Origin of the sequence: Microbulbifer sp. JSM ZJ756 (assembly GCF_044383805.1) — a bacterium.
In the GTDB taxonomy this organism is placed as follows: domain Bacteria; phylum Pseudomonadota; class Gammaproteobacteria; order Pseudomonadales; family Cellvibrionaceae; genus Microbulbifer; species Microbulbifer zhoushanensis.
Genome location: NZ_JBISER010000010.1, coordinates 101,624 through 122,981 on the forward strand (window position 1 = coordinate 101,624; position 21,358 = coordinate 122,981).

At 61.6% G+C, this 21,358-nt stretch carries 20 protein-coding genes; 16 read left to right on the forward strand and 4 right to left on the reverse strand.

All coding sequences use genetic code 11. The features are described 5' to 3' along the window. Positions 1–40 precede the first annotated feature (40 nt). From ACH6CX_RS15805 to ACH6CX_RS15820, 4 genes are all read left to right on the forward strand, one after another. Entirely contained in the window at positions 41–571 is a 531-nt protein-coding gene (locus ACH6CX_RS15805; RefSeq protein ID WP_233005761.1) for a gamma carbonic anhydrase family protein, read from the forward strand. After that, positions 568–795, forward strand: a complete 228-nt coding sequence (locus ACH6CX_RS15810; protein WP_233005760.1) for a DUF1289 domain-containing protein — start codon at positions 568–570, stop codon at positions 793–795. Before ACH6CX_RS15805 ends, ACH6CX_RS15810 begins: the two co-directional genes overlap by 4 nt. Positions 796–945: 150 nt before the next feature. Then, positions 946–4,461, forward strand: coding sequence for a DNA polymerase III subunit alpha (gene dnaE, locus ACH6CX_RS15815; protein ID WP_233005759.1), 3,516 nt, complete (start codon positions 946–948; stop codon positions 4,459–4,461). Between the two features lie 165 nt (positions 4,462–4,626). Continuing rightward, positions 4,627–5,580 carry an acetyl-CoA carboxylase carboxyltransferase subunit alpha gene (locus tag ACH6CX_RS15820; protein WP_233005758.1) on the forward strand — a complete coding sequence of 318 codons (954 nt, stop codon included), beginning with the start codon at positions 4,627–4,629 and terminating at the stop codon, positions 5,578–5,580. Positions 5,581–5,700: 120 nt separating this feature from the next. Here the strand turns inward: ACH6CX_RS15820 and ACH6CX_RS15825 are convergent, their stop codons facing one another. Further along, positions 5,701–6,609: a DegV family protein gene (locus tag ACH6CX_RS15825; protein WP_233005757.1), complete on the reverse strand. Its 909-nt coding sequence runs from the start codon at positions 6,607–6,609 to the stop codon at positions 5,701–5,703. 224 nt (positions 6,610–6,833) lie between these two features. Then, on the reverse strand, positions 6,834–8,273 hold the full coding sequence (locus ACH6CX_RS15830; protein WP_396675866.1) for a sugar porter family MFS transporter: 1,440 nt from the start codon (positions 8,271–8,273) through the stop codon (positions 6,834–6,836). A 386-nt stretch (positions 8,274–8,659) separates the two neighbouring features. Here ACH6CX_RS15830 and tilS point away from each other — a divergent pair, with 386 nt between their 5' ends. The 12 genes from tilS to rpoS all read left to right on the forward strand — a co-directional run bounded on the left by tilS (position 8,660) and on the right by rpoS (position 20,700). Further along, a complete protein-coding gene (gene tilS, locus ACH6CX_RS15835; protein ID WP_233005755.1) occupies positions 8,660–9,967 on the forward strand; it encodes a tRNA lysidine(34) synthetase TilS in 1,308 nt (435 codons plus the stop codon). Between the two features lie 124 nt (positions 9,968–10,091). Beyond that, positions 10,092–11,726 carry a CTP synthase gene (locus ACH6CX_RS15840; protein ID WP_233005754.1) on the forward strand — a complete coding sequence of 545 codons (1,635 nt, stop codon included), beginning with the start codon at positions 10,092–10,094 and terminating at the stop codon, positions 11,724–11,726. Between the two features lie 82 nt (positions 11,727–11,808). Then, the gene (gene kdsA, locus ACH6CX_RS15845) at positions 11,809–12,654 is read left to right on the forward strand and encodes a 3-deoxy-8-phosphooctulonate synthase (protein WP_233005753.1); all 846 of its coding nucleotides are present in this window, start codon (positions 11,809–11,811) and stop codon (positions 12,652–12,654) included. Positions 12,655–12,738: 84 nt separating this feature from the next. Then, complete coding sequence (eno, locus tag ACH6CX_RS15850; RefSeq protein WP_233005752.1) at positions 12,739–14,025, forward strand: phosphopyruvate hydratase; 1,287 nt, start codon at positions 12,739–12,741, stop codon at positions 14,023–14,025. Between the two features lie 118 nt (positions 14,026–14,143). Further along, positions 14,144–14,434 carry a septum formation initiator family protein gene (locus tag ACH6CX_RS15855; RefSeq protein ID WP_233005751.1) on the forward strand — a complete coding sequence of 97 codons (291 nt, stop codon included), beginning with the start codon at positions 14,144–14,146 and terminating at the stop codon, positions 14,432–14,434. After that, positions 14,431–15,150, forward strand: coding sequence for a 2-C-methyl-D-erythritol 4-phosphate cytidylyltransferase (gene ispD, locus ACH6CX_RS15860; RefSeq protein WP_233005750.1), 720 nt, complete (start codon positions 14,431–14,433; stop codon positions 15,148–15,150). Before ACH6CX_RS15855 ends, ispD begins: the two co-directional genes overlap by 4 nt. 55 nt (positions 15,151–15,205) lie before the next feature. Continuing rightward, entirely contained in the window at positions 15,206–15,685 is a 480-nt protein-coding gene (ispF, locus tag ACH6CX_RS15865) for a 2-C-methyl-D-erythritol 2,4-cyclodiphosphate synthase (protein ID WP_233006668.1), read from the forward strand. Further along, positions 15,678–16,646 (forward strand): tRNA pseudouridine(13) synthase TruD, encoded by a 969-nt coding sequence (gene truD, locus ACH6CX_RS15870; protein WP_237064303.1) that lies wholly within the window; start codon positions 15,678–15,680, stop codon positions 16,644–16,646. Before ispF ends, truD begins: the two co-directional genes overlap by 8 nt. Before the next feature lie 80 nt (positions 16,647–16,726). Next, complete coding sequence (locus tag ACH6CX_RS15875; protein WP_233005748.1) at positions 16,727–17,398, forward strand: protein-L-isoaspartate(D-aspartate) O-methyltransferase; 672 nt, start codon at positions 16,727–16,729, stop codon at positions 17,396–17,398. Continuing rightward, positions 17,398–18,342: a DUF368 domain-containing protein gene (locus ACH6CX_RS15880; protein WP_237064299.1), complete on the forward strand. Its 945-nt coding sequence runs from the start codon at positions 17,398–17,400 to the stop codon at positions 18,340–18,342. Before ACH6CX_RS15875 ends, ACH6CX_RS15880 begins: the two co-directional genes overlap by 1 nt. Positions 18,343–18,566: 224 nt before the next feature. Beyond that, positions 18,567–19,403 carry a peptidoglycan DD-metalloendopeptidase family protein gene (locus ACH6CX_RS15885; protein WP_233005746.1) on the forward strand — a complete coding sequence of 279 codons (837 nt, stop codon included), beginning with the start codon at positions 18,567–18,569 and terminating at the stop codon, positions 19,401–19,403. A 238-nt stretch (positions 19,404–19,641) separates the two neighbouring features. Further along, positions 19,642–20,700: an RNA polymerase sigma factor RpoS gene (gene rpoS / locus ACH6CX_RS15890; RefSeq protein WP_233005745.1), complete on the forward strand. Its 1,059-nt coding sequence runs from the start codon at positions 19,642–19,644 to the stop codon at positions 20,698–20,700. Positions 20,701–20,793: 93 nt separating this feature from the next. On the opposite strand, the gene ACH6CX_RS15895 is transcribed toward rpoS, so the two are convergent. Together ACH6CX_RS15895 and ACH6CX_RS15900 are read right to left on the reverse strand one after the other, a co-directional pair. Further along, on the reverse strand, positions 20,794–21,120 hold the full coding sequence (locus tag ACH6CX_RS15895; protein WP_233005744.1) for a YdbL family protein: 327 nt from the start codon (positions 21,118–21,120) through the stop codon (positions 20,794–20,796). Between the two features lie 11 nt (positions 21,121–21,131). Continuing rightward, positions 21,132–21,326 (reverse strand): YnbE family lipoprotein, encoded by a 195-nt coding sequence (locus ACH6CX_RS15900; RefSeq protein WP_237064297.1) that lies wholly within the window; start codon positions 21,324–21,326, stop codon positions 21,132–21,134. Between the last annotated feature and the right edge of the window lie 32 nt (positions 21,327–21,358).

A 21,358-nucleotide genomic window follows, 5' to 3' on the forward strand; every position in this document is an offset into this window, starting at 1 on the left:
GGATAATGGCCGCTTGAGAAGATCCACAGCCGGAGGCCAGATGCTGTACAGACTGGGTGAAAACCAGCCAGAGCTCGAGGGTGAGGGGCATTACATCGCCCCGGGTGCCCATGTGATCGGCAATGTGCGAATGCTCAGTCGCAGCTCGGTGTGGTTCAACGCAGTGGTGCGCGGTGACTGTGATCGCATCACCATCGGCGAGGACAGCAATGTCCAGGACGGTGCGGTGCTGCACACTGACCCGGGTATCCCGTTGACGATTGGTACCGGGGTGACGGTGGGCCACAAGGCAATGCTGCACGGCTGCGAAATCGGTGACTACACCCTGGTCGGCATCAACGCGGTTATCCTCAATGGCGCCAGGATCGGTCGGGGCTGTGTGATCGGTGCCAATGCGCTGGTCACCGAGAAAATGGAAGTCCCGGATTTTTCCATGGTCCTGGGGAGCCCGGGCAAGGTGGTCAAAACCCTGGACGAGTCGATGCTTGAGCTGCTGAAGGCCAGCAGCGATCACTATGCTGAAAACGGCCGGCGCTTCGCCGAAGAGCTGGTTGCCCTCGACTCGCCATGACCGTGAAAGTCCAGAATCCCGTGTCTACCGCAACGCCGGCAGCTGGCAAACCGGTAAAATCCCCCTGCATCTCGGTCTGTGCCCTCAACGCGGAAGATATCTGCGAGGGCTGTTTCCGCACCGGCACGGAGATCAGCCGCTGGGGCAATATGAACAACGACGAGCGGCGCTCGGTGTTGCAACGCTGTACCGAGCGCGCCCGGCAGATGGGCCGGCTCTGGTAGCCTGGCCGCTAAAATTTCGCAAGGTAAAGCGCATTCGGGAAATAGCTGTCCGTCGGGAAACCCCGTGACCCGGATTCCCCACGTCGCCAATGGCCGTGGCAACGGGGGCAGTGATGGGATGCGCGCAAGAAGAATTCAATACAGAAGAATATGACCCAACCCTTTGTTCACTTACGAGTCCACTCTGAATACTCGCTGATCGACGGCCTGGTGCGGATCAAGCCGCTCGTGGCCCGCGCCGCAGAGCTGGAGATGCCGGCCGTGGCGCTCACGGACCAGACCAATTTCTACGGCCAGATCAAGTTCTACAAGGCCTGCCTGGGCGCCGGGATCAAGCCCATAACCGGTGCGGATTTCTGGCTCAGTGAGGGCGGTGAGGAGCAGCCGACACTGATCTCGCTGTTCGCGATGAACACACGGGGCTACCTGAATATCACCGAGCTGATCTCCCGCGCCTGGATGGAGGGCCAATACCACGGCAACGCCTATATCCGTCGCGAGTGGCTGCCCGAGTACGCCGAGGGAGTGCTGGCATTGTCCGGTGCCCGGTACGGGGATGTGGGCCGTGCACTGGTTGCCGGCCGCACCGCCCAGGCTGAGGACCTGGCCCGGCAATGGGCAGGGGTTTTCCCCGGCCGTTATTACCTGGAACTGCAACGCACCGGCCGCCCGGGAGATGAGGATTACCTGCATGCGGCAGTGGGCCTGGCCCAGCGGTTGCAACTGCCGGTGGTGGCCACCAATGATGTACGTTTCCTCGAGGAAAGTGAGTTCGAGGCCCATGAGGTGCGGGTGTGCATTCACGACGGCCGTGCCCTGGACGACCCGCGCCGTGAGCGCCGCTATTCCCCGGAGCAGTATTTCCGCACCGCGGAGGAAATGCAGGAGCTGTTCAGCGATATCCCCGAGGCATTGCAGAACACCGTGGAGATCGCCCGGCGCTGTTCGGCACCGATCCAGCTGGGTAAGTATTTCCTGCCGGAGTACCCGATTCCCGAGGGTATGACCGAGAACCAGTTCTTCGAGAAGATCTCCTTCGAGGGGTTGGACGTGCGACTGGAAACCATCCTCGACCAGTCGGCCCCGGACTATGCCGAGCGCCGCACCGCCTATGAAAACCGGCTGCGGTTCGAACTGGACATCATTATCCAGATGGGCTTCCCGGGTTACTTCCTGATCGTGATGGACTTTATCCAGTGGGCCAAGGACCACGATATCCCGGTGGGGCCGGGGCGGGGTTCCGGTGCCGGCTCGCTGGTGGCCTACGCCCTCAAGATTACCGACCTGGACCCGCTGCAGTACGACCTGCTGTTCGAGCGATTCCTCAACCCGGAACGGGTTTCCATGCCCGACTTCGACGTCGACTTTTGCATGGAGAAGCGCGACCGCGTGATCGGCTATGTGGCCGACAACTACGGCCGCGATGCGGTGAGCCAGATCATTACTTTCGGCACCATGGCCGCGAAGGCGGTGGTGCGGGACGTGGCCCGTGTCCAGGGCAAGTCTTATGGCCTGGCGGACAAGCTTTCCAAGATGATTCCCCCGGACCCGGGCATGACCCTGGAGAAGGCCTTCGAGCAGGAGGAGATCCTGCGCGAGTTCCTCGATGGCGACGAGGAGGGCCAGGAAATCTGGGAGATGGCCCTGCAGCTGGAGGGCGTGGCCCGGAACGTGGGCAAGCACGCCGGTGGTGTGGTGATAGCCCCTACCAAACTGACCGATTTTGCGCCGCTCTACTGCGACGAGACCGGCGCCGGCCTGGTGACCCAGTTCGACAAGAACGATGTGGAGGATGCGGGCCTGGTGAAGTTCGACTTCCTCGGCCTGCGCACCCTGACGATCATCGACTGGGCTAAGGATATGGTCGACGAACAGCGTGCCCGCGAGGGCAGGGAGCCGCTGGTCATCGAGGCACTGCCGCTGGACGACGCCGAAACCTACAAGATGATCAAGCGGGCCGAGACCACCGCGGTATTCCAGCTGGAATCCCGCGGCATGAAGGACCTGATCAAGCGCCTGCAGCCGGATAACCTCGAGGACATGATCGCCCTGGTGGCCCTGTTCCGCCCGGGACCGCTGCAGTCGGGCATGGTGGATGACTTCATCAACCGGAAGCACGGCCGCGCCCAGGTGGCCTACCCGGACGCCAAGTACCAGCATGAGAAGCTCAAGCCGATCCTGGAGCCCACCTACGGGGTGATCGTCTACCAGGAGCAGGTAATGCAAATCGCCCAGGAACTGGCGGGTTACACCCTGGGCGGTGCCGACATGCTGCGCCGCGCCATGGGTAAGAAAAAACCCGAGGAGATGGCGAAGCAGCGGGAGATCTTTGCCGCCGGCGCGAAAGAGCAGGGTGTCGACCCGGACCTGGCGATGAAAATCTTTGACCTGGTGGAGAAGTTCGCCGGGTACGGCTTCAACAAGTCGCACTCCGCTGCCTACGCACTGGTGTCTTACCAGACCGCCTGGCTCAAGGCCCACTACCCGGCCCAGTTCATGGCCGCCACCATGTCCTCGGATATGGACAAGACCGACAAGGTAGTGACATTTATCGAGGAGTGCCGGGCCATGGGCCTGGAGATGGTGCCACCGGATGTAAACCTGGGTGCCTACCAGTTCTCGGTGGATATGGACAACCGCATTGTCTACGGCCTGGGTGCCATCAAGGGGCTGGGTGAAGGCCCGATCGAGAATATTATCGCCGTGCGCACCGAGGGCGGACCCTTCACCGACCTGTTCGATTTCTGTTCCCGTATTGACCCGCGCAAGGTCAACAAGCGCGCCCTGGAGGCGCTGGTGCGCTCCGGTGCCCTGGATAGTATCGGGCCGGGCGGCGAGGGCAGCGATGGCCTCAACTATGCTCGCGCGGTGCTGTTCAGTGCCGTGGATGAGGCGGTGAAGGCGGCCGAGCAGCAGTCGCGCAACAACAGTGCAGGGATGATGGACCTGTTTGGCGAGGTGGTTCCCACTGCCGCCGAGGGCGATGTCTACGCGGAATTCCGCCGCGCCCGGCCCTGGGGAATCCGCGAGCGCCTCGAGGGGGAAAAGAATACGCTCGGCCTGTACCTGACAGGGCACCCGATTGACGAGTATGAGGACGAACTCCAGCACCTGGTGAAGTCCCGAATTGCGGACCTGAAGCCGGGCCGCGAGTCGCAGAAAGTGGCGGGACTGGTGGTGGCGTTGCGGGTCATGAAGACCAAGCGCGGTGATTCCATGGCTATTGTCACCCTGGACGACCGCAGCGCCCGTATCGAGGCGGCGGTATTCAGCGAGGCTTTCGGCGAGCATCGCGAGAAACTGGCCAAGGATTCCCTGCTGGTGCTGGACGGCCCAGTGGCCCACGACGATTACAGTGGTGGCCTGAAAATGACCGTCAACGGTGTGGCAACCCTGGACGAGCTGCGCCAGGGCAGTGTGACCGGCGTGCGTCTCAAGCTGGACAGCGCCAGTGCGCCGGCGGGGCTGGCCCAGCGCCTGTCCGCCTGCCTGCGGCCCTACGTGGGCGGTAGCTGTGGGGTGCTAATGGAAGTGGAGCGCAGTGATGCCCGCGGGACATTCCAGCTGCCGCCGGAATGGAAAGTGGAGCCGAACGACCAGATGGTCCAGTCCCTGCGCGAGCTGCTGGGGCGCGACCGTGTGGTACTCGACTATGTTGAGCGGTAAGGTCGGATGGCGGACCGGTGACATTGGACGCCCTGGCCAGGAAGGAGATTACGGACGCCAGAGTGGCCATACTGGCAACGCGGGTCGACTGCCCGGTTCTATGGCGGTAAGCTATGCCGCCATTATCGCCCGGTGGCATTTTTACAGTTTAAAGGCGCGGATTGCATGAATTTCAATTTCCTCGAGTTTGAACAGCCGATTGCTGAGCTCGAAAGCAAGATCAAGGAGCTGCAGCACGTCGGCGACGACAATGAGCTGAATATCGCTGACGAAGTTGCCCGCCTGCGTGAGAAGAGTCGCAGCCTGACAGAGTCCATCTATGCCGACCTGTCCCCCTGGCAGGTGGTGCAGGTGGCCCGTCACCCGCAGCGCCCGTATTCGAAAGATTACATCGAGCGTATGTTCACTGACTGGGACGAGCTCCATGGTGATCGTCACTTTGGTGACGACAGGGCCATCATCTCCGGTATTGCGCGCCTCGACGGCAAGCCGGTAGCCGTGATCGGTGAAGAGAAGGGGCGCTCCGTCAACGACAAGGTGGCGCGCAACTTCGGTATGCCCAAGCCGGAAGGTTACCGCAAGGCCCTGCGCATCATGGAGATGGCAGAGCGTTTCCAGATGCCGGTGCTGACCCTGATTGACACGCCCGGGGCCTACCCGGGGATCGACAGTGAGGAGCGTGGCATCAGTGAGGCCATTGCCCAGAACCTCGCGGTCATGTCCCGGCTGCGTACCCCGATTATCTGCACGGTGATCGGTGAAGGTTCTTCCGGCGGTGCACTGGCGATCGGCGTGGGCGACCAGCTGAATATGCTCCAGTACTCCACCTACTTTGTGATTTCCCCGGAAGGCTGCGCCAACATCATCTGGAAAACCGTCGAGAAGGCACCGCTGGCGGCGGAGGCGATGGGCGTGACCTCCAGCGTGCTGGAAGAACTGGGAATCGTCGACGAGACCATCGAGGAGCCCCTCGGTGGCGCCCACCGGGATCCGGGCGCTATGGCGTCGCGCCTGCAGGAGCGCCTGGTGGAGCAGCTGGACCAGCTGCGCAGGGTGCCGATCGACGAGTTGCTGGAGAAGCGCTACCAGCGCCTGATGAGCTACGGCAATATCACCTGACAGCTAGTCCCTGGTAACGGGTAACCACTAAAAAAGCCACGGCAGGTTTCCCTGCCGTGGCTTTTTTTATATTCGCCCCTTGTGTCTCCTGCCGGGTCACTGGTCCCCGGCCCGGCCCGGTCAGGGCTTGTCGGCTGCCAGCGCCAGGGCCACCGTGCCCGGGCCCAGGTTGATACCGCCGGAGAGGCTCATCACCGAGTGGTAAATTTTCACATCGTTTTCTGCCGCGGCGGTCTTCAGCAGCTGGTAACCCGGCACTTTCTCCAGGTCCTCCAGTTTCCCGGCGATACTTACCATCACAATCGGCATCAGCAGCTCCCCGCCGCGAATCTTGTCGGCAGCCAGCCGGAACAGGGCTTCGGTACAGCGATCGTAACCGCGCAGGGTGTTGGTGACGGTACTGCCCTCATGGTGCATGGACAGGATCGGGTTCAGTTTCAGCAGGCGCGCGGCCATGGCCTTCAGCCAGCTGATGCTGTTTTCGTTCTTGCTGCGTGCCCGCTCGCGTACATAGTAGACGTCGCGGATTGCTGCGTAACCATGGACCTTGCGGCGGAATTCCTCGGTGCGTGTGGCAACCTGGGCACCATCGAGGCCGCGGCGGATCAGTGACAGCGTGTACAGGGCCAGCAGCCCCTGGCCAGAGAACAGGGAGTGGGTATCCACGGTGTGGACTTGCACTGACCCGTTGGTTCCGTGAGCGGCCAGGTTCTCTGCTGCCGCCACCGCATTGGCGTAAGTTGGACTGTTGGCAGCATTGATGGTCTGTACCACGATATCTGTCTGGCCCTTCTGGACCAGGCCCCGCAGGGTGTTCTCTATTTCTGCAGTGGGGGCGGGGCCGGTAACAATCTGGTGGGAGCGATCAACCAGGGACAGGGTATAAAAGTGAGCCATCTGCGCAGGGTTGCGCTGGTCACCGAAGACATCCTTGCCCACGCTCACGGTATGGGGCAGGACCGGGATGGAAAATTTGCGCAGAAACTCATCCGGAAGATCGCATCCGGAATCCACAACTAGCTGGACCATGTATGACTCTTGTTCAGATTTTTCTGGAATTTGTGGTGATTGTCCTTTGCGCGGAATTTATCACTTGCGTTCGGGCAAGCCCAGCGGATATGCACTGTTGTACTTTTCGAACAATAGAGTCGGAAGATTTGGCCCCATGTTGCCAACCGAAGGGGTAAACGTGGGAAAAAGTTTTGTGCCGGGAGGGGAGGTGCGGGCGGCATCCGATGCCGCCCGCCGGGGGATCAGCCGGGCATCTGTTCCAGTTCCAGGCCCGCTGTTTCGTTAATCCAGCGCACCACAAACAGCACTGACAGGATGGCGAAGAACATGTAGACGGAATAGGTACCGGCGAGACCGATAGCCGCCAGCATGGCGGGGAAGCTCAGGGTGATGGCAAAATTGGAGCCCCATTGTGCGAGGCCTGCCACGGCCAGGCCGGAGCCACGCACCTGGTTGGGGAACATCTCGCCCAGCATCACCCACATCACCGGGCCCCAGGAAAAGTTGAAAAAGAACACATAGGCGTTGGCAGCGGTCAGCGCCAGCAGTCCCATCTGGTCTGACAATACCAGCTTGCCGCCCTGGTCCAGGCTGGCACTGCTGAAGGCGACCACCATCATCGCCAGGGTGACAGCCATGCCCGCTGAACCAAAGAACAGCAGCGGCTTGCGGCCAAAGCGATCGATCAGTCCCAGGGCCACCAGGCAGGCGCCAATACTGACGGCACCGGAAATAATATTGATCATCAGGGCATCGGATTCGGAAAAGCCCACGGATTGCCAGAGCACGGCGCCGTAGTAGAACACCACATTGATGCCCACCAGCTGCTGGAACACGGCCAGCCCGATACCAACCCAGATGATGCCTCGAATCCTGCCGGCGCTGTCCAGCAGGTCGGCAAAACGGGGCCGGTGATCCTCGGCCACCGACGCCTGCACCTCACGCAGTTTCGCGTCTGCTGCGCCCTGTCCGGGGTAAAGTCGGCCCAGCTCAGTACGGGCGCGGCTGTCCTGTCGTGAAATTACCAGGTAGCGGGGGCTTTCAGGAATCCATACCAGAGCCACCAGGAATACGGCCGCCGGTAGCATTTCCACCCAGAACATCCAGCGCCAGGCTTCATAGCCATACCACCATTCCGTCATTGCGGATCCCGCCACCTGGGCCAGCAGGTAGTTGCTGACAAAAGCCGAGAACAGGCCGGAGATGATCGCCACCTGCTGGATGGTGGATAGCCTGCCGCGCCAAGCGGCAGGTGCCACCTCGCTGATGTAGGCCGGAGACAGGACGCTGGCGGCGCCGACAGCAAGGCCCCCAAGAAGCCGGTAGATCACGAACTCCAGCGACGAGGATGCAATGCCCGAGCCCCAGGCGCTGACGAGGAAGAAAATGGCAGCCAGTAACAATAGTCGCTTGCGGCCCCAAATGTCCGCCATTCTGCCGGCGCTGAAGGCGCCAACAGCACACCCCAGCAGCATGGATGAGACATTGAAACCGGTGCCGACACTATTGGAGTCGAAGGCGTTCTGGAGGCCGTCGATGGTGCCGTTGATCACACCGCTGTCAAACCCGAACAGGAAGCCGCCGATTGTGGCCACGCTGCAGATCAGCAGGATGAATGCGAGGGGGGGGGGCTCCTGTACTTCGGTGTCGCCCCGGTTTACTTGGCTCTCAATCGCTTCCATTGGCGGGCTCCCGTTGATTTATTGTGTTTTTGGATATGATTGTCAGTTTCACGGGATTCTAGCGGCGCTGACCGGCCAGTTATTGTAAGCAGTTGCTCTTTCGGGCCGGCCTGCCCCGGCGTAGGCCCGGCTGGGCGCATCAGCATGCGATGCTGCACAAAAATATGGCGCCCTATCCGTCTGAATATGCCAGGCACTCGAGTTGATGAGTGGTAGCTGGCCGTAATTCGCTGCCAGCCGGGCCCGGGGACTGCATTGTTGTACACTAGGCGCGGGAAAGCGCCGGGCCGGAGTCGCCGGCACTTTCACAGTTATTCAAGGGCTGCAGGTATTCAAAAGCCGGGCCTGCCTGAAGGTTGTACATGGAGCGCCCGGCGCGGGGGAATATGCAGGATCAACTCGACGTATTGCGCCGGAACCTGGCGTCGGTACTGGCGGAACACCCCTGTACGGGGCGCCGCTGGGTGGCGTTGAGCGGGGGGCTCGATTCCTGTGTGCTGCTTCACCTGCTCAACGCGCTGGGCGAGCCCTGCCACGCGATTCATATCAACCACCAGCTCTCCCCCAATGCCGGTGAGTGGCAGGCCCATTGCCGCGGGCTGGCCGAGTCGCTGGGTATCCCGTTAACCACTCGCAGTGTCACCGTAGATGACAATGGCCGCGGGCCGGAGGAGGCAGCCCGGCGCGCGCGCTATGCCGTTTTTGCGGGGCTCCTGCGGGAGGGCGACCAGCTGCTGACAGCCCACCACGGCGACGACCAGGCGGAAACCTTCCTGTTGCGCCTGTTGCGCGGAGCCGGTGTACAGGGGCTGGCCGCAATGGCGGCCACTCGCCCGCTGGGCGCCGGGGTGCTGGTGCGTCCCCTGCTGGGCTCTGGCCGGGCAGAGCTGGAGCGTTATGCCCGGGCAGCGGGGCTGGCCTGGGTGGATGACGAAAGTAATGCGGATACACGTTTTGATCGCAACTTCCTGCGCCGGGAGGTGATGCCCCGGCTCCGCTCCCGCTGGCCGGTGCGCGATCGGATCGGGCGTGCCGTTGCCAACCTGGGGGAGGCCGCCGAGTTGCTGCGGGAGCTGGCCCGGGAGGATCTCCAGGCCTGTGGCCTGCGCCGAGAGCGCAGCGGGGAGAGTGTTGACCTGGATCACCTGGGCACGCTCAGCCAGGCGCGGTGCAAGAACCTGCTGCGCTACTGGGTACACGGTCGAGCGGGCGATATGCCGGCGGCGGTTCAGCTGGCGGAGCTGTTGCGCCAGCTGGGCGCTGCCCGGGAAGACCGCCTGCCGGCGGTGGAGCTGGGCCCACTGTGCGCCCGGCGTTATCGGGGGCGCCTTTACCTGCTGCCGCCCCTGGCGCCGATCGATCCGGGCCTGGAGCTCGCGTGGTCCGGAGAGGCGGAGCTGCAGGTTCCGGGGGCCGGAACAGTGGTCCCCCGGCGCGGTTGGCCCCCCGGGGATTACCGGGTGCGTTTCCGTCGCGGCGGTGAGCGGGCCAGGCCGGTGGGCCGGGGGCATTCCCAGACCCTCAAGAAGCTGTTGCAGGAGTACGGGCTGGAGCCCTGGCTGCGGGAGCGGGTTCCGCTAATCTTTGAGGGGGAGCAGATGCTGGCGGTAGGTGACCTGTTCCTGTGCCAGGGAGATAGGGAAGGCTCCCTGCCTGGTACACCGGGATGGCAACCAGAGACGTTTTCTGATTGAGCAGATCTGCGCATTCTGGTAGTCTGGCGTCCCATCTCGAGGCAGAGGAATACGCCAGCCGGCGTGGCCTGTGCCAGCCCCGCAACCCGATTCCATCGGGCATTCAGATTGACCAAGGTTTTGCATGACGCGCTATATTTTTGTAACCGGTGGCGTGGTTTCCTCGTTGGGGAAAGGTATCGCCTCCGCCTCCCTGGCCGCTATCCTCGAAGCCCGCGGCCTCAAGGTCACCATCCTCAAGCTTGACCCCTATATCAACGTTGACCCGGGCACCATGAGCCCGTTCCAGCACGGCGAGGTCTACGTGACCGAAGATGGCGCCGAAACGGACCTGGACCTGGGGCACTACGAGCGCTTCATCCGCACGCGCATGTCCAAGCGCAACAACTTCACCACCGGCCGGGTGTACGAGACTGTGCTGCGCAAGGAGCGCCGCGGCGACTACCTGGGCGGCACCGTGCAGGTGATCCCGCATATCACCGATGAGATCAAGCGCCGCGTGCTCGAGGGCGGTCGCGACGTGGATGTGGCCATCGTCGAGATCGGTGGCACCGTGGGGGATATCGAGTCCCAGCCGTTCCTGGAATCCGTGCGCCAGCTGCGGGTGGAGCTGGGCCTGAACCGCGCGCTGCTGATTCACCTGAGTTATGTCCCGTTTATCGCCACTGCCGGCGAAACCAAGACCAAGCCTACCCAGCACTCTGTGAAAGAGCTGCGCTCCATCGGCCTGCAGCCGGATATACTGCTGTGCCGTTCCGAGCGCGAGATCGACGAGGACTCACGCCGCAAGATCGCCCTGTTCACCAATGTCGAGGAGCGTGCGGTGGTGCCGCTGCCGGATGCCAAGACCATATATAGTGTGCCGCGCCTGCTGCATACCTATGGCCTCGACGATATCGTGGTGGAAAAGTTGCAGCTGGAATGTGCCGCGCCGGACCTGTCCGAGTGGGATGGGGTCGTCGATGGCAAACTGAACCCCGACCACGAAGTGAAAATTGCCATGGTCGGCAAGTACATGGAGCTGCTGGATGCCTACAAATCCCTGATCGAGTCGCTGACCCACGCCGGTATCAAGCACCGCTGCAAGGTGGATATCGACTTTATCAACGCCGAGGACGTGGAGTCCGAGGGTGGTTTGGAACTGATCAAGGGTGCCGACGCCATCCTCGTGCCGGGTGGTTTCGGTGAGCGCGGCCTGGAGGGCAAGCTCGAGTCCGTGCGCTATGCGCGCGAGAACGGTATTCCCTTCCTGGGCATCTGCCTCGGCCTGCAGTCCGTGGTGATCGAGTACGCCCGCAATGTACTGGGCCTGAAAGAGGCCAACAGCACCGAGTTTGATGCCAACACCAAGCACCCGGTCATCGGCCTGATTACCGAGTGGATCGACAGCGAAGGCAAGATCGAGAAGCGCGATGAGCAGTCCGACCTGGGCGGTACCATGCGCCTGGGTGGGCAGGAGTGTCGCCTGGCCAAGGACAGCAAGGCGCGCGAGATCTACGGTGCAGATGTGATTGTCGAGCGCCACCGTCACCGTTACGAGGTCAACAATAATTACGTTGATCGCCTGCAGAAAGCGGGCCTGAAAATAGGTGGCTGGTCTGCGGACGACACCCTTGTGGAAATGGTCGAGCTGCCGGAGCATCCCTGGTTCATGGCGTGCCAGTTCCACCCGGAATTCACCTCGACGCCGCGCGATGGCCATCCGCTCTTCGAGAGTTTCGTCGCTGCAGCGATGCGCCAGCACGACAAGCAGGACTAATAAGTTACAGGGCCCGCAGGGGCCCTCGCGGATATACCACCTCCCCCCGCCGTCGCGGGGTGGGTGAGGCAAAGGGAAGAAAATGAAAACGATTGAAGTCGGAAAAGCCCGGGTTGCCAACGACAGGCCCTTTACCCTGTTCGGCGGCATGAATGTGCTGGAATCCCGCGACCTGGCCATGCAGGTTGCCGAGCACTATGTAAAAGTCACCGAGAAACTCGGCATTCCCTATGTGTTCAAGGCCTCATTTGACAAGGCCAACCGCTCGTCCATCCATTCCTACCGGGGTCCGGGTATGGAAGAAGGGCTGAAGATCTTTGAGGAAATTAAGCAGACCTTCGGCGTCCCGCTGATCACCGATGTGCATGAGTCCTACCAGGCGGCTCCGGTGGCAGAGGTGGTGGATGTGATCCAGCTGCCGGCTTTCCTCGCCCGCCAGACCGACCTGGTCCAGGCCATGGCGGCCACCAATGCGGTGATCAATGTAAAGAAACCCCAGTTCATGAGCCCGCCGCAGGTTAAAAACGTGGTGGAAAAATTTGCCGAGGCAGGTAACGAAAAAGTCATCCTGTGTGAGCGCGGTGCCTGCTTCGGATACGACAACCTGGTGGTGGATATGCTGGGTTTCCGTACCATGATCGATGCTTCCGGCGGCGCACCATTGATTTTTGACGTGACCCATGCGCTGCAGATGCGGGATCCGTCCGGGGCTGCGTCCGGTGGCCGTCGTGCGCAGGTAACCGAGCTGGGACGTGCCGGCCTGGCGGTGGGTATCGCCGGCCTGTTCCTGGAAGCGCACCCGAATCCGGACAAGGCCCTCTGTGACGGGCCGAGTGCCCTGCCGCTGGAAAAGCTGGAGCCTTTCCTGGCCCAGATGAAAGCAGTGGACGACCTGGTGAAGGGCTTCGAGCCGCTGGATACCAAGTAGCGCCGGAACAGAACAAACAGTTGGGGCGACTGCCCCTGTGAGCAAACAGATTCAATTCAATAACTTTCAACATGGAGCCTGTTAATGAGCAAGATCGTTGCTGTCAAAGCCTTTGAAGTGCTGGATTCCCGTGGTAACCCCACCGTCGAGGCGGACGTTGTCCTGGAGGACGGTTCCGTCGGTTCCGCCTGTGCACCCTCCGGTGCATCCACGGGCTCCCGCGAGGCGCTGGAGCTTCGCGACGGTGACAAGGGTCGCTACCTGGGCAAGGGTGTGCTGAAGGCGGTTGAAAACATCAACACAACGATCGCCGACCTGCTCAAGGGTATGGACGCCACCGACCAGCGTGCGCTGGACAAGGCAATGATCGATGCTGACGGCACCGAGAACAAATCCACGCTGGGCGCCAATGCAATCCTGGCGGTTTCCCTGGCGGCGGCCAAGGCCGCGGCGGCTTCCAAGAATGTTCCGCTTTACCAGCACATTGCGGAAGTTAACGGCACGGCCGGTGAATACACCATGCCGGTGCCGATGATGAATATCCTCAATGGCGGTGAACATGCCGACAACAATGTGGATATCCAGGAATTTATGATCCAGCCGGTTAAGGCTGCTTCCTTCTCTGAAGCCCTGCGCCAGGGCGCTGAGATTTTCCATTCCCTGAAGAAAGTGCTGTCCGCCCAGGGCCTCAATACTGCCGTCGGTGACGAGGGTGGTTTTGCCCCGAACCTGCCGTCCAACGAAGCGGCCCTGAAGGTAATTGCCGAAGCAGTGGACAAGGCCGGCTACAAGCTGGGTGAAGATATTACCCTGGCCCTGGACTGTGCCTCCTCCGAGTTTTACAAGGATGGCAAGTACGACCTGTCTGGTGAGGGCAAGCAGTTCGACAGCGCCGGTTTTGCCGATTACCTGGCGGACCTTTCCGCTAACTATCCCATCCTGTCCATCGAGGATGGCATGGATGAAGGCGACTGGGATGGCTGGAAGATCCTGACCGACAAGATCGGTGACAAGGTGCAGCTGGTAGGTGACGACCTGTTCGTTACCAACACCAAAATCCTGAAAGAGGGCATCGACAAGGGCGTGGGCAATTCCATCCTCATCAAGTTCAACCAGATTGGCTCCCTGAGCGAGACCCTGGACGCGATCAAGATGGCCAAGGATGCGGGTTACACCGCGGTTATCTCCCATCGCTCCGGCGAGACTGAAGACACCACCATCGCCGACCTGGCGGTGGCCACAGCTGCCGGCCAGATCAAGACCGGCTCCCTGTGCCGCTCCGACCGCGTGGCGAAGTACAACCGCCTGCTGCGTATCGAGGCAGAACTGGATGGCAAGGCCCCGTATCGCGGTCGCGCCGAATTTAAATAAGATCCGGCGCATGAAAGGGAGAGCCCGGCGTTCGCCCTGATCGATGGTTTGCACCGGGTGGGGCGGGCTGGAGGTTCGCCCCTGCTGGTATCGATTATTGAAACTGCGTAGATTCTCTATGAAATGGCTGCTGGCTTTCCTCCTCGTCACCCTGCTTGTCATGCAGTATCGCCTGTGGGTGGGCGAGGGCAGTCTGGCGGAAGTTTCACGTCTCCAGCGCCAGCTGGATGAGCAACGACAGAAGAACGCGGCGCTGTTGCGTGAAAACCGACAGTTGTTGCGTGAGGTGCGCAGTGTCAAGGAAGGCACCGAGGGCGTGGAAGCCAAGGCGCGTTACGACCTCGGCCTGATCAAGGAGGGAGAAACACTGTTTATCTTTCTCGAGCCGGGGGAGGGCAAGAACCAGTGATCTCCGACTTCTGGGTAGTAGTTCCCGCTGCGGGCGCAGGCCGGCGCATGGGTGCTGACCGGCCCAAGCAATACCTGCCGCTGCTGGGCAGGCCGCTTCTTTCCCTTACATTGCGCAACATCCTGACCTGGCCGGGGCTGGCCGGGGTTGTGGTGGCAGTGTCCGACGATGACCCCTACTACGAGCATATCCCCGAATCCTTGGATCCCCGCGTTCACCGGGTGACCGGCGGTGCGGAGCGCGCACATTCCGTGCTCGAGGGGCTCAACTTCCTGGCCGGCAGGGTCGCGCCGGAAACCCAGGTGCTGGTACACGATGCGGCCCGCCCCTGTATCTCCCTGGATGATATCCATGCGCTGCTCGATGATGAGGGTGAGCCGATGGCACTGCTGGCGCAGAAGGCCAGTGACACCCTGAAGCTGGGCGTGTCGGAGGGGGACTGCGAGCGGGTGGCCGAGACCCTGGACCGGACGCATATCTGGCAGGCGCAGACACCCCAGCGCGCACCACTGGGAGAATTGCAGCGCTGCCTGCGCAGGGGCCTGGAGCGGGGCGAGGGGATTACCGACGAGGCCAGCGCGCTGGAGCTGGAGGGCCATCGCCCCCGCCTGGTGGAGGGCCGCAGGGACAATATCAAGGTAACGTTGCCCGCGGATATCCCGCTGGTCGAGGCGGTCCTGCGGTTGCGTTATGCAGCGACGGAAACCAGTCGTTGAGCAAACTGCCGGGTTGGTTTCGGGTAAGCAACAGAGAGAAGAATCGCGAGTGAGTATTCGAATTGGCCAGGGCTTCGACGTACATGCCTTCGGAGAAGGGGACCATGTCATTCTTGGCGGTGTCAGGATTCCCCATAGCCGCGGGCTTGTTGCCCACAGCGATGGTGATGTATTGCTCCATGCGCTGGCCGATGCTCTCCTGGGGGCGCTGGCCCTGGGGGATATTGGCCATCACTTTCCCGATACCGACAGTCGGTTTGCCGGCGCGGACAGTCGCGAGCTGCTGCGACACGTGGTTGGGGAACTACACCAGCGCGGTTACCGGCTGGGCAATGCCGATTGCACCCTGATAGCCCAGAAACCGAAAATGGCACCCCATATCGCGGAGATGCGGGCCAATATTGCCGCTGACTGCGCTGTCGGCACCGCCGACGTGAGCGTAAAGGCGACTACCAGTGAGCGCCTGGGTTTTACCGGTCGGGGTGAGGGCATCGCCGCCATGGCCTCGGTGCTACTGGAGCGCGCACATGACTGAGCAGTGGGACCTGGATTGGCCGCGCGCACTGGGCGGCCCGGTGATCCACGCCGAATTCCGGCGCGAACCCGCGGACTTTGTCGTGGAGGAGCTGGCTGCCCCGACCCTCGCCGAGTCGGGTGAGCACGTCTACCTGCAGGTTCGCAAGCGTGGCGCCAACACCGGCTGGGTTGCGCAGCAGCTTGCGCGGGTGGCCGGCGTGGCACCCCGGGACGTGAGCTACTTCGGTCTCAAGGATCGCCATGCGGTTACCACGCAGTGGTTCAGCGTCTGGCTGGCACAGAAACCCGAACCCGACTGGAGCGGTGTGGTCAATGAAGAGATTGAGCTGCTCCAGCACGGACGCGGCGCGCGCAAATTGCGTCGCGGCGAGCACGCGGGCAACCGCTTCCGGATCCGGCTGCGTGATGTGCGTGGCGATCGCGATGCAGCGGACAGGCTGATCGGTCGTCTCGCTGCCGGGGTCCCGAATTATTTTGGCGAGCAGCGCTTCGGGCGCGAGGGCGGCAACCTGTCTCTGGCACGGCGGCTGGCAGAGGAGGGCGGGCGCAGTCGCAAGAGTGAGCGGGCTTTTGCCATGTCGGCGGCCCGCAGCTGGCTTTTTAACCAGGTGGTGGCGCGTCGGGTGCGTGAGGACAGCTGGCGGCAGTTGATGGACGGGGAGCCCGAGAGTATCCCCACCGGCCCCCTGTGGGGGCGCGGCAGGAATCCGGCCGGCGCTGATCTGGCCGAGCTCGAGGCTGCTGCGATCGAACCCTGGCAGTCCTGGTGCGACTGGCTGGAGCACTGTGGCCTGAAGCAGGAACGGCGGCCCCTGGTGCTGGTTCCGGAGGGACTGCAGCACGAGTGGCTGGGGGACGACCTGGAGTTAACGTTTGCACTGCCGGTCGGTGCTTTCGCCACCGCGGTTCTGCGGGAGCTGGCAGAACTGGCCAACGTTGCGGATGCCGCCATAAAATAGACGACAACAAAGAATCATAACCGGCGACAGGCCGGCACGCCGACGGGCCCCGGGGCCCGTCGCCAGTTGAAAGGGACACTATGGACCGCTTGAAACGCGAAGGGCTGGGGATGACGTCCCAGCGCACCCGCAATCGCCTGATACAGCGCCTGCGGGAAGGGGGAATCCAGAACGACGACGTGCTGGAGGTGATGGCATCCACCCCGCGTCACCTGTTTCTCGATGAGGCCCTTGCCATCAGGGCTTACGAGGATACCTCGCTCCCCATCGGCTACGGCCAGACTATCTCCCAACCCTACATTGTCGCGCGCATGACAGAGTTGCTGTTGAGCCGGGCAAAATCCCTGCACCGGGTGCTCGAAGTCGGTACCGGTTCCGGTTACCAGACAGCTATTCTCGCCCGGCTGGTGGACCAGCTGTATTCCGTGGAACGTATTGCGCCCCTGCTGGGGCAGGCACGCCGCCGGTTGCGGGAGCTGGATATTTACAATGTGGAGACACGGGTAAGCACTGAGGGTTTCGGCTGGCCCGAGAAAGGTCCCTACGATGCGATCCTAACAGCTGCCGCCCCGTCCACCGTGCCAATGGAACTGAAAGAGCAACTGGCGCCGGATGGGGTGCTGGTGATCCCGGTAGGTACCGAGCGCCAGTTCCTGACCCTGGTGACCAGGCGTGAGGATAGCGACCGGTTTGAGGTGGAGCGGCTGGAGCCGGTCCGCTTCGTGCCGCTGTTATCGGGAGTCATCCGCTGATGCCGGGCCAGTCACTGAAGAGCCGCTACTGGGGCGTGGTACTGCGGGGCATGGGTATGGGCGCCGCGGATGTAGTGCCAGGTGTTTCCGGTGGCACCATTGCGTTTATCACCGGCATTTACGGCGAACTTCTCGACAGCCTGAGCCGGATCGGCCCGCACTGCCTGACAGTGCTCAGGCGCCATGGCCCGTTGGTGGCCTGGCAGTACATCAATGGCAACTTCCTGCTGGCACTGTTCTGCGGCGTACTGCTGAGTGTCTTCAGCCTTGCCGGCTTGATCGGCTACCTGCTGGATCACTACCCGATTGTTGTCTGGGCTTTCTTTTTCGGCCTGATCCTCGCTTCCACGGTCCCTATCATGCGCCAGGTGCCACGCTGGAGCTGGTCGGTGGTGGTCTGCCTGGCGCTGGGTATACTGCTGGCGGTGGGCGTGAGCGAGCTCCGCCCCGGGCAGGTGTCTGCAACCCCCCTGAACCTGTTCCTCTCCGGAGCGCTGGCAATCTGCGCCATGATACTGCCCGGTATATCGGGTTCCTTTATCCTGCTGCTGATCGGGATCTACCCGCGGGTACTTGAGGCTGTGCATGAATTACAGGTCGCAAGCCTGTTGTATTTCGCCGCCGGTGCGGTAACCGGACTGATGTTGTTCAGCCGGCTGTTATCCTGGTTGATGCATCATTTCCCGGCCCGCACACTGGCATTTCTCGCTGGTGTTCTGATGGGAAGCCTGAAAATCGTCTGGCCCTGGAAGCTCCCGGACGAGGCGGTGGCGACGGGGGACAAGTTGACCCCGCTGTTGTCCAACGCGCTGCCCGGGCGTTTTGCGGGGGAAACCGGCGCCGAGCCTCTGGTGTTGCAGGCCATGGTGGCGGCCCTGGTCGCGGTCCTGCTGGTACTGGCAGTGGACCATTTGGGCAAGGCAGTGGATTCGACGCACAAATAAGGGGCGGAAAAAGGCACTTTATTTGGCTGTGACCTGTTTCAGGTCGGACAGGCAGCGTTTTCTATGGGTTTCGGGCACAATTTCGGGACATTTTTTTATACACTTTTTCCATAAATGTCCCGGGTTGATGTAAAAAGAGAATAATGGAATGTCACTTGATTCAACATTTTAAACACTGCGAGTGGCGCGACAATGGTTGTGATTTTGGTCACAAATTTCATTGTGTGTTTAAAATATTAACCTTAGTCATGCTGGCGGCAGTAATACCCGGCTGTGCCAGTCCTGCGGCTCCGACCAGCTCCCTGGCCCAGCCCCCCAGTATCCGCATCGGCCACCACATCGTGAGCAAGGGCGAGACACTCTATTCCATCGCCTGGCGCTATGGCCGTGATTACCGGGAGCTGGCAGCGCTGAACGGGATCAGTGCTCCCTACAGTATTTATCCCGGCCAACGACTCAAGCTGCAGGGCAAGCCAGTGCAAACGGTGTCCCGCCCGCAGTCGCGCACCCGGCCCCGTCCACAGCCGCACCCGCAACCCCGGCCGGAGCCCAGGGATCTGTCGAAGCCCGTGGTCACTACCATTGCCAGCGCCCCGGTCAGCAAGGCGGAACAGGAAAAGCCTAAGGCGCCAGTTCGCTCAAAATCCTTGACACCCAAGCCGGTTAAAAAACCGGCGGCGACGCGGACTGCCGGACAGATCCGCTGGCAGTGGCCTGTCCGGGGCAAGCTGATCAGTCGATTTACTTCCGGGGATCCCCTGCGCAAGGGAGTTGATATTGCCGGGGAAAAGGGGGACTCTGTCCATGCAGCAGCCGATGGCACTGTGATCTACGCGGGAAGTGCGCTGAGAGGTTACGGCAACCTGCTGATCGTCAAGCACAGCGAGGAGTTCCTCAGTGCTTATGCCCACAATCACAAGCTTCTTGTGAAAGAGGGCAGCGCGGTGAGAGCGGGGCAGAGGATCGCGGAACTGGGTTCAAGTGGTACCAGCCGCAACAAGCTCCACTTTGAGATCCGTCGCAACGGTCAGCCTGTTGACCCCATGACCTACCTGCCATAGCCCAACTGGACCGAAGGCTCTGCAAATAAAAATGGATTTTTGTTTGTACCACTTGAGGTAGTCACCGGAGTAGTGACGGCTGCAAGGTCGGCATCGAGATGGTCCTTCCTTGTAAGCGTACCCGCGCCCTCCCCAGCGGTCGTCCCGACCCGGTGACTGTCGCGCCGAAAGTAATCGGGCCCCGGCTCCGCTTGCTCCAGGTGCGGCTGATAATGGCATAGTACAAGGAGTTGGGGAAATGGATGCACAACGGCAACACCAGTCTGTGACTGGCGACGCAGATCTTCCTCCAGAGTTGGCAGCAGATCAGTCAGGCCAGAAAGTTCAAGATAAATCTTCCACAGAAGCGAAACCGAAAAGCGGGCGCCGTCCCGCAAAAAAAACGGCAAAAAAGAGTTCTGAACCTACCCCCCTCAAGCCTCGAGCGCGCAGGACTGAAACCGATACCCACCTGCAGAAAAATCTCGATGCGACACAGCTTTACCTGAATGAAATTGGCTTTTCCCCGCTGCTGACGGCGGAAGAGGAAGTGTATTATGCGCGCAAGGCCCTCCGCGGTGATGCCGCAGCGCGCAAGCGAATGATCGAGAGTAACCTGCGACTTGTGGTCAAGATAGCAAGGCGCTATGTCAGTCGCGGGCTGGCCCTCCTGGACCTGATCGAAGAGGGCAACCTGGGCCTGATCCGCGCAGTGGAAAAATTCGACCCTGAGCGGGGTTTCCGCTTCTCCACTTACGCCACCTGGTGGATCCGCCAGACTATCGAGCGGGCGATCATGAACCAGACCCGCACCATCCGCCTGCCGATCCATGTGGTCAAGGAGCTCAATGTGTACCTGCGTGCTTCGCGGGAACTGGCTCAGAAGCTCGACCACGAACCCTCGGCTGAAGAAATAGCCACGCTGCTGGAAAAACCGGTTGAGGATGTGGAGCGCATGCTCGGCCTGAATGAGCGGGTTACCTCGGTGGATACACCCATCGGCCCGTCTTCGGAGAAGACGCTGGTCGACACCATTCCCGACCAGCACGAATCGGATCCGGCCGAGTTACTTCAGGACACCGACCTGTTCGATAGTATCAACCGCTGGTTGGGTGAGCTCCCGGACAAGCAATGCGAAGTGGTTTCCCGTCGGTTCGGCTTGCGCGGTTATGAGGCCAGCACCCTGGAAGAGGTGGGTCGTGAGATCGGCCTCACGCGAGAGCGTGTACGGCAGATCCAGGTCGACGCCCTCAAGCGCTTGCGGGAAGTGATGGAAAAGCAGGGGCTGGATGGTATGTCCCTATTCGGCAATCTCTGAACTGAAAGCCGCCCGGCCGGCAGCAATGTCACCGGATCGAGAGCCCGCATCACGGCAACGGATGCGGGCTTTTTTATGTGTGGGCAGGCCGGATTACTTCTGTACCCAGCGGCCGCGGTTATCCTGGTAATAAGCTCCCGGGGGCAGGCGTGCCTCCAGTTTTTCGGCAGCGCGGGCGGCCACCTGGGCAATGGAAATGCCATTGCGCTTGGCAATCGCCGCGTATTCCCGCTTGCGCTTGGCATTGACCTCGTCGACCAGCTTTTCCAGTTCTGCAGAACTCTGGTCCACCACGGCGATATAACCGCTGTTTGCTTCGCCCACCAGCCCCTGGCTGCGGGCGGCGTCCAGCGTAATGGCGACGGCAGGTAGCGCCACCGCGAAAGCCAGGACCATCAGGATGTGCTTCAGTGTTTTCATCATAGGGCTCCTCAGAAAATACCTTCTTCGTCCTCGAACAGGTTTTCCAGCTCCCGGTCCACCTTGACGCGGATCTCGTGCTCGATCTTCACGTTCAGGTTGACGGTAATTGGCTCGCTGGGCGCCTGTACTGCGACGGTCGGCGTACAGCCGGCTGCAATCAGGGCGGCCGCGAACAGCATGGGTAGCAGTCGGCGGTGGGTCATCTGGCACTCCTCGGGTTGATCGCCATGATAGT